Below are 14,548 nucleotides of genomic sequence, written 5' to 3'. Positions count from 1 at the left end.
AACACCATGACCACGACATCCGCGGCGCCTGCCCCCAGCGGTCCGCAACCTGCCCCCGCCGCCGAGATGCCTGCCGCAGCGCAGATGCATCTGATCCTGCATCGGCGGATCATCAGCGGTGACATCCTGCCCGGCACCCGCCTGTCCGAACAGGAGATCGCGGACCAGTATGACCTGTCGCGCCAGCCGGTCCGCGAAGCCTTCATCCGCCTTGCCGGAGAGGGCCTGCTGGAAGTGCGGCCCCAGCGCGGGACCTTCGTATCGCGCATCGACATGGACTGGGTGCTCAGCACGCGTTTCATCCGCGAGGCGGTCGAATCCGATATCGTCCGCCTTGCCGCCCGGAATGCCCGCCCCGAACAGATCGGGACCCTGCGCGAAATCCTGGTCCGGCAGGACGCCATTCCACAGGGCGACGCCAAGGCTCTGGTGATGCTGGACGAGGAATTTCATTATACTCTGGCCGAAATCGCCGGAAAGGTGATGGCCTGGAACCACCTTCAGGTGCTCAAGGTGCATCTGGACCGGGTGCGGCACCTGGTCTCGGCGGTGACGCCGAACGACATCATGCTGGACCAGCACCGCGCCGTCGTCGACGCCGTCGCAAGTGGTGAGGCGGACCAGGCCGAAACCGCCATGCGCCTGCACCTTCGACGCGTCTTCGGCGACCTTCCGGGCATCATGCAACTGTCGCCCCAGTATTTCGACAAGGCCGAAAAACTGGCATGTATGCATTACGATCTGGCGGTGAATACGTGAAACGTCGTGCGTCCTTCAGGCGCAGTTGACAATGTATACATGAAACATGATCCTTCCTTCCGGAGGAAAGGCGCGGAAACGCGCCATCAGGGAGGAAGATCATGAAACGCAGAGCCGTTCTGCCGCTGCTTGCGGCGGGTTGCATGCTGGGCACCTGGAGCGCCCCCGCATTTGCCGAATATCCCGAACGACCCATCGAAATGATCGTGCCTTGGGGCGCAGGTGGCGGCACCGATGCCGTGGGCCGGATCTTTGCGCAGATCCTGCAGGAGGAACTGGGCAAGCCGGTGAACGTGGTGAACCGGACGGGCGGTTCGGGTGTGGTCGGCCATACCGCCATCGCCCGCGGCAAGCCCGATGGCTACACCATTGGCGTCATGACGATCGAGATCGACATGATGCATTGGCAGGGGCTGACCGACCTGACCTACAAGGATTTCGACATTCTCGCGCTGGTCAACGCCGATCCCGGTGGCATCATGGTGGCCGAGGACGCCCCGTGGAAGACCGCAGCCGAATTGCGCGATGCGATCAAGTCCGAGCCGCCGGGAACCGTCAAGGCCTCGGGGACCGGTCAGGGCGGCATCTGGCACCTGAACCTGCTGGGCTGGCTGATGTCCGAAGGCATCCCGCTGCAATCCGTGCCCTTCGTCCCCAGTCAGGGTGCGAATGCCGGGCTGACCGATATGGTCGCCGGCGGGGTGCAGATGGTTCCCTCGTCCCTGGCGGAGGGACGCGCCCTGATCGACGCGGACCGCGTGCGTGCCCTGGCCAGCATGTCGGACGAACGGCAGGACCTGTTCCCTGACACCCCGACCCTGAAGGAGGCCACCGACTCGGACTGGAAGCTTTCGGTCTGGCGCGCCATTGCCGCGCCGAAGGACATGCCCCCCGAAGCGCGCGAGCGTCTGATCGCGGCCATCGAAAAGGCGTATAACAGCGACGCCTATCAGAACTTCATGAAGGACCGCGGCTTCGGCCTGCGTTGGGCCGGCCCCGAGGAAGCGACCGCGACCGTCGCTGCCGATGACGCCAGCCTTGGCGACATCATGAAAAAAGCCGGCTTGGCAAAGTAAGACAGGGCCGCGGGTGATCCCCGCGGCCTTTTTCCTGCAGTCGGGAAGGGGACCGGCATGAGACTTGGGGACCGCGCGCTTGGCGTGCTGACATTGCTGGGGGGGATCGCGATGTTCATCGCTGCCCGCCAGTTTTCACCGATACCGGGGCAGAAGTACGGGGCCGAGACGCTGCCCACGGTCATTGCCGGTCTGGCCGTGATCGTCGGGATCTGGCTGATCGTGCAGGGCTTGGCGACCGAACGCGGCGCGCCCCTGGCGACCGCGCTCGACTGGGCGGGAGAGCCGCGGACCTGGGCCAAGCTGGGCGCCACCGCGCTGCTGATCCTGGCCTATATCCTGACCGTGGACTGGCTGGGCTTCACCATCGCCAGTCTTGTGCTGGTCGCCGCGATGATGCTGCTGACAGGGACAAAGCCATTGCCGGCGCTGCTGATTTCACTGGTGACCGTGGTCGTCGTGCAATTCGCCTTCGGCAAGATGCTGCTGGTGCCGCTGCCGCGCGGCGCGTTCCTGTCCCTGCCGTGGTGAGGTCCATCAGATGAGCGTTCTCGCACAATCCTTCGCCATGGTCTTCGACCCCCATGTCCTGCTGGTCATGCTGCTGTCCGGCGCCTTCGGCCTGTTTGTCGGCGCCATTCCCGGCCTGACCGCGACCATGGCCACGGCCCTTCTGGTGCCGATCACCTTTTTCATGGAGCCGATTGCCGCAATCGCCTCGATCGTCACGGCATCGGCGATGGCGATCTTTTCGGGTGACATTCCGGGCGCACTGCTGCGCATCCCCGGCACGCCCGCCTCGGCCGCCTATGTCGATGATTCCTATCGTATGACCCGCGACGGCCGCGGCCCCGAGGCGCTTGGCGCACTGCTGGTCTTTTCGGTGCTGGGCGGCGTTTTCGGCACCATCGTCCTGATCGTCGCCTCGCCGCTGCTGGCCGAGGTGGCACTGAAGTTCTCGTCCTTCGAGTATTTCTGGCTGGTGCTGCTGGGCCTGTCCGCGGCGATCTTTGTCTCGCCCGGCTCGATCCCGCGTGGGCTGGTCGCGCTGGTGATCGGGCTGGTGGCGGCCTGCGTCGGGATGGACAACCCCACCGCCGAGCCGCGCTTCACTTTCGGCAATGTCGACCTGCTGGGCGGGATCTCATTCATTCCGGCGATGATCGGCCTGTTCGCGCTGGCCGAAGTGTTCCGATATCTGGTGCGCGGGTACAAGCTGGGCGCGCCGCTGCGCCCCTCGACCAAGGGGATGCTGCGCAGCCAGATCCCGATCATGCGCAAGTATCCCAAGCAGATGCTGCGCGGCAATATCGTCGGTACGCTGATCGGCGCCCTGCCCGGCGCAGGCGCAGACATCGCCGCCTGGATTTCCTACGCCATGTCCAAGCGCTTCTCGCGCGAGCCCGAGAAGTTCGGCAAGGGCCATGTCGAGGGGCTGGTCGAGGCCGGGGCCTCGAACAATGCCGCCGTCAGCGGCGCCTGGATCCCGGCGCTGGTCTTCGGCATTCCGGGCGACTCGATCACCGCCATCGTGATCGGCGTCCTTTACATCAAGGGGATGAACCCGGGCCCGACGATCTTCATCGAACAGGCCCCCCTCATCAACGCGCTTTTCATCGTCTTCCTGCTGGCGAACCTGCTGATGATCCCGCTGGGCTGGATCGCGATCCGCGCCTCGACCACGATCCTCGCGGTGCCGCAGCGGGTGCTGATGCCGATCATCATGCTGTTCTGCATCGTCGGGGCCTTCGCCATCACCAACTCGGTCTTCGGGATCATCCTGATGCTGGCCTTCGGCATCCTGGGCTTCATGATGGAGGAAAATGACATTCCCATCGCCCCGGCGATCCTCGGACTTGTCCTTGGTCCGCTGCTTGAACAGCATTTCATCACTTCGATGATCAAATCCGACGGCAACATGCTGGCCTTCTTCGAACGTCCCATCGCGGCCGGGCTGGGAATCTTCACGATCCTTGTCTGGACAGCCCCGCTGATCCGCAAACTGCTCGCCCGCCGCAAGGAGGCCTGGACATGAGCCTGACCACTGCCGTCATCGGCCTCGGCTCGATGGGCCTTGGCGCCGCGCTGTCGCTGGCCCGTGCGGGACTCGACATCCGCGGCGTGGATGTGAACCCGGCCCCGCTGGCCGAGCTCGCGTCCGCCGGGGGCCGACCCGTCGCCACCCCGGCCGAGGCTGCCGCCGCCGACGTGATCTTCGTCTATGTCGTGAACGCAGCCCAGACACGGACCGTGCTTTTCGGTCAGAACGGCGCCGTGGCTGCGGCGCGTCCGGGCACCATCTTCGTCCTTTGCCCGACCATGCAACCCGACGACGCGGTCGCCATCGCCGAACAGGTGCAGGCGGCCGGGATGGTCGCCATCGACGCCCCGGTTTCGGGCGGGGCCACCAAGGCCCGCGAAGGTGCGATCAGCATCATGGCCTCCGGCCCGCCCGAGGCCTTCGCCCGCATCCAGCCCGCGCTCGACGCGATCGCGGCGCGGGTCTTCCGCCTTGGCGACACGCCCGGCGCGGGCAGCCGGATGAAGCTCATCAACCAGCTTCTTGCCGGCGTCCACATCGCCGCCATGGCCGAGGCTATGGTGCTTGCCGCAAAAAGCGGCCTCGATCTTGGCACCGTGCAGGAGGTCATCACCGAATGCGCGGGCAACAGCTGGATGTTCCAGAACCGCGGCCCGCAGGTGGTGTCGGGGGACTACACGCCCTTCTCGGCCGTCGACATCTTCGTCAAAGATCTGGGAATCGTCACCGACAGCGCCCACGCACTTGGCAGCCCGGTTCCCCTGGCCGATGCCTCGCTGGCGTTATACCGCGCCGCCTCGGAAGCGGGGCTCGGGCGCGAGGCCGATGCCGCGATCGCCAAGATCCTGGCGGAACGGGCGGGTGCGACCTTGCCCGTGAAACAGGGCTGATCTTCACTGTTTCCAAAATACCCACGCCGCCCGCGCCACGGGCGGCGTGATTGTCAGATCGCGCGCAAGGCCGGCAACCAGCCCAGGCTGTCGCCGGTCGGACCGACGGGGCGGTACTCCGCGCCGACGGGCCGGGCCCAGCCCAAGTCGCGCAAAGTCGCGCAGATATGACGGAAATCCAGCTCGCCATGATCCGGGGTGCCCCGGTCGGGAACGGCCGCGATCTGGACATGCCCGATCACCGGCTGCAATGCCTGCAAACGGCGGGTCAGATCGCCTTCCATTATCTGCAGGTGATAGCAGTCGAACATCAGTTTCAGGTTCTCGTGCCCGGCGCGTTCGATCAGGTCCAGCGCCTGCCCCGAATGCGTCAGGAAATAGCCGGGCGCGTCATGGCGGTTCAGCGGCTCGATCAGGATCGTCAGCTCGGGCGCGGCGCGGCAGGCATGATCCAGATTGGCGCGGAACACGGCCTCGGCGGCCGGACCTTCGGCAAAACCCGCCATGACGTGAATGGCGCCGCAGCCGATGGCACGGGCATAGGCAATGGCGCGGTCGATCTCGGCACGGGCCTCGGCCTCGCGTCCGGGCAGGGCCGACAGGCCGTTTTCGCCCGGCTTACCCCGCAGCGTGTTCAGGCCCAGCATCTCCAGGCCGGTTTCGGCCAGCGCCGCGGCGACCGCCTCGGGCGCCTGCTCATAGGGCCAATGGCATTCGACGGCATGGAAGCCGGCTGCCGCCGCCGCGCGGATCGCGTCGGGCAAGGCCAGATCGTTCCACAGAAAGCCGAGATTGGCTGAAAACTTCATCCTTCCCTCCTCAAGGAATCGGGCGGCGGGACAGGCCCGCCGCCTTTCGTCACTCAGGCGCGGCGGACCTTCTGGGTCTGCTCGCCCAGGCCCTCGATGCCCAGACGGATCGTCTCGCCGCCCTTCAGAAAGACCTGCGGGTTCTGCCCCATGCCGACGCCCGGAGGCGTGCCGGTGGTGATCACGTCGCCCGGCATCAGGGTCATCAGCCGCGAGCAATAGGCGATCAGCTTGGCCACGCCAAAGATCATCGTCTTGGTCGAGCCGTCCTGATAGCGCTTGCCATCGACCTCAAGCCACATCGACAGGTTGCCGGCATCGGCCACCTCGTCGCTGGTGACAAGCCAGGGACCGATCGGGCCGAACGTGTCGAACCCCTTGCCCTTGTCCCAGGTCTGGCCGCGTTCCAGTTGCCATTCGCGTTCGGACACGTCGTTGATGACGCAATAGCCCGCGACATGGTCAAGCGCCTCGGCTTCCGAGACCTTGCGCGCGGTCTTGCCGATCACGATGCCAAGCTCGACTTCCCAGTCGGTCTTGGTCGAGCCCTCGGGGATCACCACGTCGTCGTTCGGGCCGACGATGCAGCTGGTCCATTTGTTGAAGACGACTGGCTCGGCCGGGACGGGCATCCCGCTTTCCGCGGCGTGGTCGGCATAGTTCAGGCCGATGGCGATGAACTTGCGCACGTGACCGACGCAGGCGCCCAGACGGGGCGAGCCTTCGACCACCGGCAGCGAGGCGACGTCGATCGCGGCCAGTTTCGCCAGCCCCTCGGGGGTCAGCGCATCATCCGAGATGTCGGCCACGTGGCCCGACAGGTCGCGAATCTTTCCCTCGCCGTCCAGCAGGCCGGGCTTTTCCTGGCCCTCGGGGCCATAGCGCAGCAGTTTCATCTGTCCTCCTTATTTCGGGTTGTCGAATGGGATTGTTCCGATGGTAATGCGATCGCGGAAGTGCGAATTGCGGCAATTCTCTTTCTACGTCCGGACAGCCAAAGCAGCGCGCCGCCCGAGATGATGACCACCGCGCCCAGAAGCGTCGATACCCCCGGCACCTGGCCAAAGACCAGATAGCCCGCGACGCTGGCAAACAGCAGTTGCAGATAGACGACGGGGGCTAGGACCGAGGCGTCGGCGATGCGATGGGCCAGCGTCACCAGACTGTGGGAACTGGCCCCGATCACGCCGATAAGCACCATCAGCACCACCGTCAGCCAATCATGCGGCTGCTGCCATTGCATCAGCGCAAACGGCGCAAGGCTGATCGTCGCAATACCGCTGGCCCAGATCTGCTGGGTCGCCGTCGATTCCGCCGCCAGCATCCGGCTGAGGATGAAATAGACCGAGGTGCAAAGACAGGCCCCCAGCGAATACAGGATCGCCGGATGGAACCCCGCCTGCCAGGGCGAGACGACGACCAGCACCCCCAGGAATCCCAGCAAAATGGCGACGAACTGGGCGACGCCGACCTTTTCACCCAGCACCGGCACCGCCAGCAGGGTAACCAGGACCGGACTTGCGAACATGATCGCCGTCACCGTGGTCAACGGCAGCACGCTCAGCGCGACGAAGTTCAGTGCAGTGCTGCCCAGAAGCGCCAGCGAACGCAAAAGCTGCAGCCGCGGATTGACCGAGCGCAGGACGCCCCAGCCCCGCCGCGGCACCGTGGCCGCAAGCGTCGCAACCAGATGCACCGCATAGCGCACGAAGGCGACTTGCATGGTGGCAAGCCCTGAAACCAGAAGCCATTTGGCGGTCGTGTCCTGCCCGGCGAACAGCACCACGGCGCCCGTCATCAGGGCCATGCCCTTGAGGTTGTTCCCCATGCTCATTCCGGGCGGTCTTCCCCTGTCGCGGTCTGCGCGGCGCCATCGCCGTCCTGCTCCAGGAAATGGTCGCGGATATTCGCGATCATCGCACCAAGATGGGCGCCGATCTCGGCCTTGATGGCCGCGACATCGCGCAGGGCCAGCGCGGCGTGGATCGCCTTGTGCTGGCGCAGGACGCGTTCGCGCGACAGCTTGCGCCGCGCCGACAGATAACGCGCGCGCCACAGCCGAGCCATATAGGCGCCATGCGTTTCCGCCAGCGCAGCGTTATGCGAGGCGGCGACGATCGCGGAATGGAACTGCATGTCCAATTCGAACACATCCAGCGTATCGGCCTCGCCATAGATGGTCTCGATCCGGTCCTTGAGCGCGCCGATGGCCGCGATCTCGTCATCGCTGGCCTTTTCGCAGGCCAGCTCTCCCGACAGCAACTCCAGCGCGTGCAACACGCGAATCTGGTCGATGATCTCGGCCAACGAGGGGTTGGCGACGACCGGGCTGCGCAGCGGGCGAAGCTGGACCAGCCCCTCTTTCGCCAGAATGCGGATCGCCTCGCGCATGGGGGTGCGCGAGACGCCCTGCCTTTCGGCATTGTCGCGTTCCTTGATCGGCGCGCCGGGGGGCAGGTTGCCGCGCAGGATTTCCCGGCGCAGTTCATAGGCGATGGCCTCGGCCAAAGTATCCTCGGTCATCGCCGGCCTTCCTTCAGTTCACCGGCGTGACGGCAGGCTTGCCGTCCAGCAGGTCGCGCAGGTTCCTGCGCTGCAATTCCCCCATCGCCGCACGCGTCTCAAGCGTGGCAGAGCCGACATGCGGCAGGATCGTTGCGTTTTCCAGCGCAAGAATGCGCGGATCGGGCGCAGGCTCGCCCCGGAACACGTCCAGCCCGGCCCCGCGCAGGCGACCGTTCTGCAGCGCGTCGATCAGCGCCTCTTCGTCGATGACCGAGCCGCGGGCAATGTTGACGATGACGCCGTCCGGTCCCAGCGCGGCGATCACCTCGGCCGAGACGAGACCTTCGGTCTCGGGCCCGCCGACGACCGCGATGACCATGTCATCGACGGCGGACGCCAGCGCCACGGGGTCGGTATGCCAATGCCAGCCGGGGGTTTGCTTTTCGCTGCGCGAGAAATAGTGGATCTCGCACTTGAAGGCGGCAAGCCGGTCCGCGATCTCGCGCCCGATGCGGCCAAGACCAAGGACACCGACCTTGCGGCCCGACATCTTGCGCTGCAGAGGATATTCCGGCCCCTTAGCCCAATGTCCTTCGCGCATCCAGCGCTCGGCGGCGTTCATGCGGCGGCTGTCCGCGATCAGCAATGCCAGCGCCAGGTCTGCGACATCATCGTTCAACACATCGGGCGTGTTCGTCACGGTGATGCCGCGCGCGGTCGCCGCGGGAATGTCGATGGCATCGAAACCCACGCCGAAATTGGTGATGAAGCGCAGGTTGGGCAGCAGGTCCATGACCTGCGAACCCAGCCCCTTGTGGCCCAGGAAGGCCAGCGCCACCACCTTGGCCCGCTCGGCCTCGGGCAGGTCCGCGATCAGCTCGGGGCCGGCAAGATGCGGTGCGGCGAACTGCTCGCGCAGCGCCTTGATGTCACGCTCGGCATAAGGGCCGACAGCCAGAACCTCGGCCATGCCTCAACCCCGACCGATATAGGGCATATTGGTCGCCATGACCGTCAGCCACTGGATATTCGCGCCATCGGGGACGCTGGCCATATGCAGGACCGAATCCGCCACGGTCTTTGCGTCGATCACCGGCTCGACCTTGATGGATCCGTCAGCCTGCGGCACGCCCTTGGTCATCGCCTCTGCCATGTTGGTCAGGGCATTGCCGATATCGACCTGTCCGCAGGCGATGTTGAAGCGCCGCCCGTCCAGCGACAGCGTCCGGGTCAGGCCCGTCACCGCGTGTTTCGACATGGTATAGGGCGCCGAGCCGGGACGCGGCACGTCTGCAGAGACCGAGCCGTTGTTGATGATGCGTCCGCCCATCGGGTCCTGATTGCGCATCTGCCGGAAGGCAGCACGGGCGCAAAGGAACATGCCGCTGATGTTGACGTCAGCGACGGTGCGCCATTCCTCGACGCTGATCTCGTCGATCATCTTCGAGGGCAGCACGGCACCCGCGTTGTTGAACAGGACATCCAGCCGGCCCCATGCCGCGACCGCCTTGGCAAAGGCCGCATCGACCGCCGCCGGATCGGTCACGTCGCAGGGCAGAACCAGTGCGTTGGCATGGCCCGCCGCGGTTTCCGTCAGCGCCGCTTCGCGCCGTCCGATCAGGCCGACCTTCCAGCCCTTTTCCAGAAACAGTTGCGCCGTGACGCGGCCCACGCCGCTGCCGCCACCGGTGATCAGGATGTTCTTCACGAGGTTCTCCTCCCTCAATTCCATCAATGGTTGTCGCGCGGCAGGGTCTGACGCACGCGCTGATAGGCGGTTGCAAGCTCAAGGCAGCCGCCCTTGTCAAGCTGGCCGACCTCCTTGCGGTAGATCTCTTCCCAGGGGGTCTGGCATTCCAGAACCGGGGGCGTCCAGGCATCCTTGCGCGCCTGCCATTCGCCCTCGTCGACCAGCGCGTCCATCCGGCCCGCATTCAGGTCCAGCCGCACGCGGTCCCCGGTCCGCAGATAGGCCAGCCCACCACCCACGACCGATTCCGGCGAGGCGTTCAGGATGGACGGGCTTTCGGATGTCCCCGACTGCCGCCCGTCGCCCACCGTCGGCAGATGGTTGATGCCCTTTTTCAGCAACGCATCCGGCGGCTGCATGTTCACCACCTCGGCGCTGCCGGGATAGCCGACACAGCCGACGCCGCGGATGAACAGGATGCAATTCTCGTCGATGCCAAGCGCCGGGTCGTTGATACGGTCGTGGTAATCCTCGGGGCCTTCGAAGACGATGGCGCGCGCCTCGTGGACGCCCTCATTCCCCGGTTCGGACAGGAATCGCTGGCGGAAGTCCTTCGAGATCACGCTGGTCTTCATCAGCGCGCTGTCAAACAGGTTGCCCGTCAGCACGATGAATCCCGCATTCTCGCGCAGCGGGTTGCCATAGGGACGGATCACCGCCTGATCCTGGCTTTCCCAGCCGATCAGATTCTGCCCCATGGTCTGGCCGGTCACGGTCATGACCTTTTCATGCAGGCGGCCGGCTTTCTTCAGCTCTCCCATGACGGCAGGCACGCCGCCCGCATGGAAGAAGCTTTCGCCCAGATACTCGCCCGCAGGCTGCATGTTGACCAGCAGAGGCACGTCGAATCCGACCTTCTGCCAGTCGGTCACGTCCAGCTCGACCCCGGCATGGCGGGCGATGGCCTGCAGATGCGGCGGAGCATTGGTCGATCCGCCGATGGCCGCGTTGACGATGATCGCGTTTTCAAAGGCTTCGCGGGTCATGACGTCGCTGGGCTTGATGTCTTCATAGACCATTTCGACGATGCGCTTGCCGGTCTGATAGGCCATGTTCATGCGCTCGCGGAAGGGCGCCGGAATGGCCGAGCAGCCGGTCAGCGACATGCCAAGCGCCTCAGCCATGGCGTTCATCGTGCTGGCGGTGCCCATGGTGTTGCAATGGCCAAGGCTGGGCGCGCTGGCGCAGACGCGGGACATGAACTCGTCATAGTCGATCTTGCCCTCGGAGAGCAGGCGGCGGCTTTCCCAGACCACGGTGCCAGATCCGGCGCGCTTGCCCTTCCACCAGCCATCCAGCATCGGGCCGCCGTTCAGAGTGATCGCGGGAATGTCGACGGTCGCCGCGCCCATCAGCATCGCGGGGGTGGTTTTATCACAGCCGGTGGTCAGCACGACCCCGTCCAGCGGATAGCCGTGCAGCACCTCGACCAGACCCAGATACGCCAGGTTGCGGTCGAGCGCCGCGGTCGGGCGCTTGCCCGTCTCCTGAATCGGATGGACGGGGAATTCCATCGGGATGCCGCCACCGTCGCGGATGCCCGCCTTGATGCGGTCCATCAGGAAGACGTGGATCTTATTGCAGGGCGCAAGGTCGCTGCCCGTCTGGGCAATGCCGATGATCGGGCGGGCCGATTGCAACTCTTCGCGGGTGAACTGCTGATTCAGGTAACGCTCGATATACAGCGCGGTCATGCCGGGATTGTTCGGGTTGTCGAACCATTCCTGGGACCGGAAGCGCTTGTTTGCTTTGGTGTTCGCCATGGCTTGCCCCCTCCGTTAAGCCAGCTACGCCAAACTTGGTATACCAGAGGAACCGGCGGCGAAAGGGGGCAGCTTGCGCCCGGTGCAAAATGGTATACCATCCGCGGCGATTATTTCTGGGAGGCCGTCATGGCTAAATACGAGGGCATCTGGCCGGTTGCGCCGGTTTCATTCAACGACGACGGCTCGGTCGATTACGACGGCATGCGCCGCATCCTCGACTGCATGGTCGACCAAGGTGTGGACGGGATTTGCATCCTTGCCAACTTCTCGGAACAGTTCCTGATCTCGGATGCCGAGCGCGAAGAACTGACCCGCGTTTCGATCGAGCATGTCGCCGGCCGCGTGCCGGTGATCGTGACCATCAGCCATTATGCGACGCCGATCGCGGTCGAGCGCGCCCAGCTTGCCAAGGATCTTGGCGCGGCGATGGTCATGATGATGCCCCCCTATCACGGCGCTCTGCTGAAAGGCACGGCCGAGCAGACGTTCGAACAATTCGCCCGCGTCGGCGATGTCGGCATCCCGATCATGATCCAGGACGCGCCGCTGTCGGGCGTCGACCTGCCCGTGCCGCTGCTGGTCCGTATGGCGCGCGAAATCGAGATGGTGAAGCTGTTCAAGATCGAATGCCCCCGTGCGGCGGCAAAGCTGCGCACGCTGATCGCCGAAGGCGGCGACGCGATCGAGGGTCCCTTCGACGGAGAGGAAGCCATCACCCTGCTGGCAGACCTGGACGCGGGTGCGACGGGCTCGATGACCTCGGCCATGATCCCCGACCAGATCAAGCCGGTGCTGACCCATTGGAAGGCCGGTGACCGCGCCGCCGCCACAGCCGCCTATGCCCGCATCCTGCCCGCGGTGAACCACGAGAACCGCCAATGCGGCTTCCTGTCGGCCAAGGCCGTCATGGTCGAAGGCGGGGTGATCAAGTCCGAATTCAGCCGCCACCCGATCCCCGCGCTGCACCCGGCGACCCGCGCCATGCTTCTGGATCTGGTCCGTCCGCTGGATCCGGTCGCCCTGCGCTGGGGCAAGTAAGCCGCAATGCCTCCCCGTCCGCGACACGCGGGCGGGGGAACCTGCAGGAGCCGGCTCCTCCCCCTGCCCCGATGCGCCAATCTGGCGCGCGGCATACCATCGAACCACTGGCGCCACCCGAATCGGCAATGTATACATAGCTGACCGAAGCGAGGGAGGAAGGTTCGGACATGAAGCTGTTGATCATTGGCGCGGCCGGCATGGTTGGCCGCAGGCTTGCGGAAAACATCCTGAAGACCGGCAAGCTGGGCGACAAGCCTGTGGATGCACTGACCGCCTTCGACGTCTTTCCCGCCGACCTGTCATCGACCGATGCAGTCCCCGTCAAGGTGCTGTCCGGCGACATCGCGGACCGCGCCACGGTTGATGGGCTGGTCGCCGATCGACCTGACGTGATCTTCCATCTTGCCGCCATCGTCTCGGGCGAGGCCGAGGCCGATTTCGACAAGGGTTATGCCATCAACATGGACGGCACCCGCCATCTGTTCGAGGCGATCCGCGCGCAGGGACCGGATTATCACCCACGTGTCGTCTACACCTCGTCCATCGCCGTGTTCGGCGCCCCATTCGAGGAAAAGATCACCGACACCTTCATCACCGCACCCATGACCAGCTATGGCGCGCAGAAGATGATCGGAGAGCTGCTGCTGAACGACTATTCGCGCAAGGGCTTCTTCGATGGCGTCGGCATCCGCCTGCCCACCATCGTCGTGCGCCCTGGCAAGCCGAACAAGGCGGCCTCGGGCTTCTTCTCGGGCATCATCCGGGAACCGCTGGCGGGCATGGACGCCGAGCTGCCGGTCGAGGATGACGTCCGCCACTGGTTCGCCAGTCCCGATGCCGCAGTCGGCTTCCTGCTGCATGCCGCGACCATGGACACGGCACAGCTTGGCGTGCGGCGCTGCCTGACGATGCCGGGCCTCAGCCTGACCATCTCCGAGGTGCTGGATGCGCTGCGCGAAGTCGCCGGGGCGGATGCGCTGGCCCGCGTGAAACGCGTCCCGAACGAGACGATCCGCACCATCGTCGCAGGCTGGCCGACCGATTTCTCGCCCGAGCGGGCGTTGGCGGCGGGCTTTACTGCCGATCCGGACTTCCAGTCGATCATCCGGGCCCATATCCGCGACACCGCCGATGCGGCCGGCTGAGCCGACAGGCAGCCGAAAGAACGACCGGGGCAAGCCGCGCTCGTCCCGGCCGGTGCCCAGCCTGCAGGGGTTGACCGAGATGGCCGCGCGCGAGCGGGCCTATCACGACCTGCGCTATCGCATCCTGACCGGGCGGCTTGCGCCCGGCACGACGCTTCTGGAAACCGAGCTGGCCGCCTTGCTGTCGCTGTCGCGAACCCCCGTGCGCGAAGCCGTCATCAAGCTGGCCGAAGAAGGGCTGGTCGAAGTCCGGCCACGCCACGGCGTTACCGTCAAGGCGCTGTCCTTGCAGGATTTCGGCAATATCCTCGACGTCTTCTCGGCGCTTGAGGTCAGGGCCTTCGAGCTGACGGCCGAACGCGGCCTGAGGATCGAGGACGTCCGTCGTCTCGGCCGGATGCTGGACGAGATGGAAAATGCGACCGCCGTCGGCGACATCACCCGCTGGTCCGAACTGGACGACGAATTCCATTCCGAAGTGGTGGCGCTTTGCGGCAACCAGCGCCTTCAGACCGCGATCAATGCCTTCTGGGGCCAACAATATCGTGCCCGCCTGATGATCCTGCCGCTTCGTCCGATGCCGGTGGAATCGAATGACGAACATCGCAGCACCTTCGCCGCCCTGCAGGCGGGCGACAGGGCGCTGACGCGCGAAAGGCATAATGCCCATCGCGACCGGGCCGACCGGCAGCAGTTGGACCTGCTGCGCCGCTCATTGGGCAGCAATGGCCTGGCCTGAGAAATCTCCAAGGAACGGATGAGGGAG

At 65.3% G+C, this 14,548-nt stretch carries 15 protein-coding genes; 8 read left to right on the top strand and 7 right to left on the bottom strand.

All coding sequences use genetic code 11. The annotated features are described in order from the left end of the window. Positions 1-6 precede the first annotated feature (6 nt). From ACO2Q4_RS17140 to ltnD, 5 genes are all read left to right on the top strand, one after another. Positions 7-759 carry a GntR family transcriptional regulator gene (locus ACO2Q4_RS17140; RefSeq protein ID WP_423320790.1) on the top strand — a complete coding sequence of 251 codons (753 nt, stop codon included), beginning with the start codon at positions 7-9 and terminating at the stop codon, positions 757-759. A 101-nt stretch (positions 760-860) separates the two neighbouring features. Continuing rightward, entirely contained in the window at positions 861-1,835 is a 975-nt protein-coding gene (locus ACO2Q4_RS17135) for a Bug family tripartite tricarboxylate transporter substrate binding protein (RefSeq protein WP_423320788.1), read from the top strand. Positions 1,836-1,892: 57 nt separating this feature from the next. Continuing rightward, entirely contained in the window at positions 1,893-2,366 is a 474-nt protein-coding gene (locus ACO2Q4_RS17130) for a tripartite tricarboxylate transporter TctB family protein (protein ID WP_423320786.1), read from the top strand. A 10-nt stretch (positions 2,367-2,376) separates the two neighbouring features. After that, the gene (locus tag ACO2Q4_RS17125; protein WP_311759915.1) at positions 2,377-3,870 is read left to right on the top strand and encodes a tripartite tricarboxylate transporter permease; all 1,494 of its coding nucleotides are present in this window, start codon (positions 2,377-2,379) and stop codon (positions 3,868-3,870) included. Then, positions 3,867-4,766, top strand: coding sequence for an L-threonate dehydrogenase (gene ltnD, locus ACO2Q4_RS17120; protein WP_311759914.1), 900 nt, complete (start codon positions 3,867-3,869; stop codon positions 4,764-4,766). The genes ACO2Q4_RS17125 and ltnD overlap by 4 nt, the downstream gene beginning before the upstream one ends. Before the next feature lie 53 nt (positions 4,767-4,819). On the opposite strand, the gene ACO2Q4_RS17115 is transcribed toward ltnD, so the two are convergent. Genes ACO2Q4_RS17115 through ACO2Q4_RS17085 form a run of 7 tightly spaced genes read right to left on the bottom strand, consistent with a single transcriptional unit; the run spans position 4,820 to position 11,593 of the window. Continuing rightward, on the bottom strand, positions 4,820-5,575 hold the full coding sequence (locus tag ACO2Q4_RS17115; protein ID WP_423320783.1) for a hydroxypyruvate isomerase family protein: 756 nt from the start codon (positions 5,573-5,575) through the stop codon (positions 4,820-4,822). A gap of 53 nt (positions 5,576-5,628) precedes the next feature. Further along, positions 5,629-6,471, bottom strand: a complete 843-nt coding sequence (locus tag ACO2Q4_RS17110) for an ureidoglycolate lyase (RefSeq protein WP_311759912.1) — start codon at positions 6,469-6,471, stop codon at positions 5,629-5,631. Further along, the gene (locus ACO2Q4_RS17105; protein ID WP_423320781.1) at positions 6,468-7,409 is read right to left on the bottom strand and encodes a DMT family transporter; all 942 of its coding nucleotides are present in this window, start codon (positions 7,407-7,409) and stop codon (positions 6,468-6,470) included. The genes ACO2Q4_RS17110 and ACO2Q4_RS17105 overlap by 4 nt, the downstream gene beginning before the upstream one ends. Then, positions 7,406-8,098: a GntR family transcriptional regulator gene (locus tag ACO2Q4_RS17100; protein ID WP_311759910.1), complete on the bottom strand. Its 693-nt coding sequence runs from the start codon at positions 8,096-8,098 to the stop codon at positions 7,406-7,408. The genes ACO2Q4_RS17105 and ACO2Q4_RS17100 overlap by 4 nt, the downstream gene beginning before the upstream one ends. Before the next feature lie 13 nt (positions 8,099-8,111). Beyond that, complete coding sequence (locus tag ACO2Q4_RS17095; RefSeq protein WP_311759909.1) at positions 8,112-9,050, bottom strand: 2-hydroxyacid dehydrogenase; 939 nt, start codon at positions 9,048-9,050, stop codon at positions 8,112-8,114. Positions 9,051-9,053: 3 nt separating this feature from the next. Beyond that, positions 9,054-9,788, bottom strand: coding sequence for an SDR family oxidoreductase (locus ACO2Q4_RS17090; RefSeq protein WP_423320779.1), 735 nt, complete (start codon positions 9,786-9,788; stop codon positions 9,054-9,056). Positions 9,789-9,811: 23 nt separating this feature from the next. After that, a complete protein-coding gene (locus tag ACO2Q4_RS17085) occupies positions 9,812-11,593 on the bottom strand; it encodes an IlvD/Edd family dehydratase (RefSeq protein WP_311759907.1) in 1,782 nt (593 codons plus the stop codon). 129 nt (positions 11,594-11,722) lie between these two features. Between ACO2Q4_RS17085 and ACO2Q4_RS17080 the strand changes: the two genes are divergently transcribed. From ACO2Q4_RS17080 to ACO2Q4_RS17070, 3 genes are all read left to right on the top strand, one after another. Then, entirely contained in the window at positions 11,723-12,634 is a 912-nt protein-coding gene (locus ACO2Q4_RS17080) for a dihydrodipicolinate synthase family protein (protein ID WP_311759906.1), read from the top strand. Between the two features lie 170 nt (positions 12,635-12,804). After that, a complete protein-coding gene (denD, locus tag ACO2Q4_RS17075; protein ID WP_423320776.1) occupies positions 12,805-13,782 on the top strand; it encodes a D-erythronate dehydrogenase in 978 nt (325 codons plus the stop codon). Next, positions 13,769-14,521: a GntR family transcriptional regulator gene (locus tag ACO2Q4_RS17070; RefSeq protein WP_311759904.1), complete on the top strand. Its 753-nt coding sequence runs from the start codon at positions 13,769-13,771 to the stop codon at positions 14,519-14,521. The genes denD and ACO2Q4_RS17070 overlap by 14 nt, the downstream gene beginning before the upstream one ends. The last annotated feature ends 27 nt before the right edge of the window (positions 14,522-14,548 follow it).

The sequence above is a fragment of the Paracoccus sp. KR1-242 genome (assembly GCF_049446195.1).
Lineage (GTDB): Bacteria > Pseudomonadota > Alphaproteobacteria > Rhodobacterales > Rhodobacteraceae > Paracoccus > Paracoccus broussonetiae.
This window is presented reverse-complemented; position numbering and strand designations above follow the sequence as displayed.

What these genes read in the sequence shown, in the direction of transcription:
- ACO2Q4_RS17085 (WP_311759907.1), bottom strand. Translation starts at nt 11,593, where the DNA reads ATGGCGAACACCAAAGCAAACAAGCGCTTCCGGTCCCAGGAATGGTTC.
- ACO2Q4_RS17115 (WP_423320783.1), bottom strand. Translation starts at nt 5,575, where the DNA reads ATGAAGTTTTCAGCCAATCTCGGCTTTCTGTGGAACGATCTGGCCTTG.
- ACO2Q4_RS17125 (WP_311759915.1), top strand. Translation starts at nt 2,377, where the DNA reads ATGAGCGTTCTCGCACAATCCTTCGCCATGGTCTTCGACCCCCATGTC.
- ACO2Q4_RS17100 (WP_311759910.1), bottom strand. Translation starts at nt 8,098, where the DNA reads ATGACCGAGGATACTTTGGCCGAGGCCATCGCCTATGAACTGCGCCGG.
- ACO2Q4_RS17080 (WP_311759906.1), top strand. Translation starts at nt 11,723, where the DNA reads ATGGCTAAATACGAGGGCATCTGGCCGGTTGCGCCGGTTTCATTCAAC.
- ACO2Q4_RS17130 (WP_423320786.1), top strand. Translation starts at nt 1,893, where the DNA reads ATGAGACTTGGGGACCGCGCGCTTGGCGTGCTGACATTGCTGGGGGGG.
- ACO2Q4_RS17070 (WP_311759904.1), top strand. Translation starts at nt 13,769, where the DNA reads ATGCGGCCGGCTGAGCCGACAGGCAGCCGAAAGAACGACCGGGGCAAG.
- ACO2Q4_RS17110 (WP_311759912.1), bottom strand. Translation starts at nt 6,471, where the DNA reads ATGAAACTGCTGCGCTATGGCCCCGAGGGCCAGGAAAAGCCCGGCCTG.
- ACO2Q4_RS17140 (WP_423320790.1), top strand. Translation starts at nt 7, where the DNA reads ATGACCACGACATCCGCGGCGCCTGCCCCCAGCGGTCCGCAACCTGCC.
- ACO2Q4_RS17105 (WP_423320781.1), bottom strand. Translation starts at nt 7,409, where the DNA reads ATGAGCATGGGGAACAACCTCAAGGGCATGGCCCTGATGACGGGCGCC.
- ACO2Q4_RS17095 (WP_311759909.1), bottom strand. Translation starts at nt 9,050, where the DNA reads ATGGCCGAGGTTCTGGCTGTCGGCCCTTATGCCGAGCGTGACATCAAG.
- ltnD (WP_311759914.1), top strand. Translation starts at nt 3,867, where the DNA reads ATGAGCCTGACCACTGCCGTCATCGGCCTCGGCTCGATGGGCCTTGGC.
- ACO2Q4_RS17135 (WP_423320788.1), top strand. Translation starts at nt 861, where the DNA reads ATGAAACGCAGAGCCGTTCTGCCGCTGCTTGCGGCGGGTTGCATGCTG.
- denD (WP_423320776.1), top strand. Translation starts at nt 12,805, where the DNA reads ATGAAGCTGTTGATCATTGGCGCGGCCGGCATGGTTGGCCGCAGGCTT.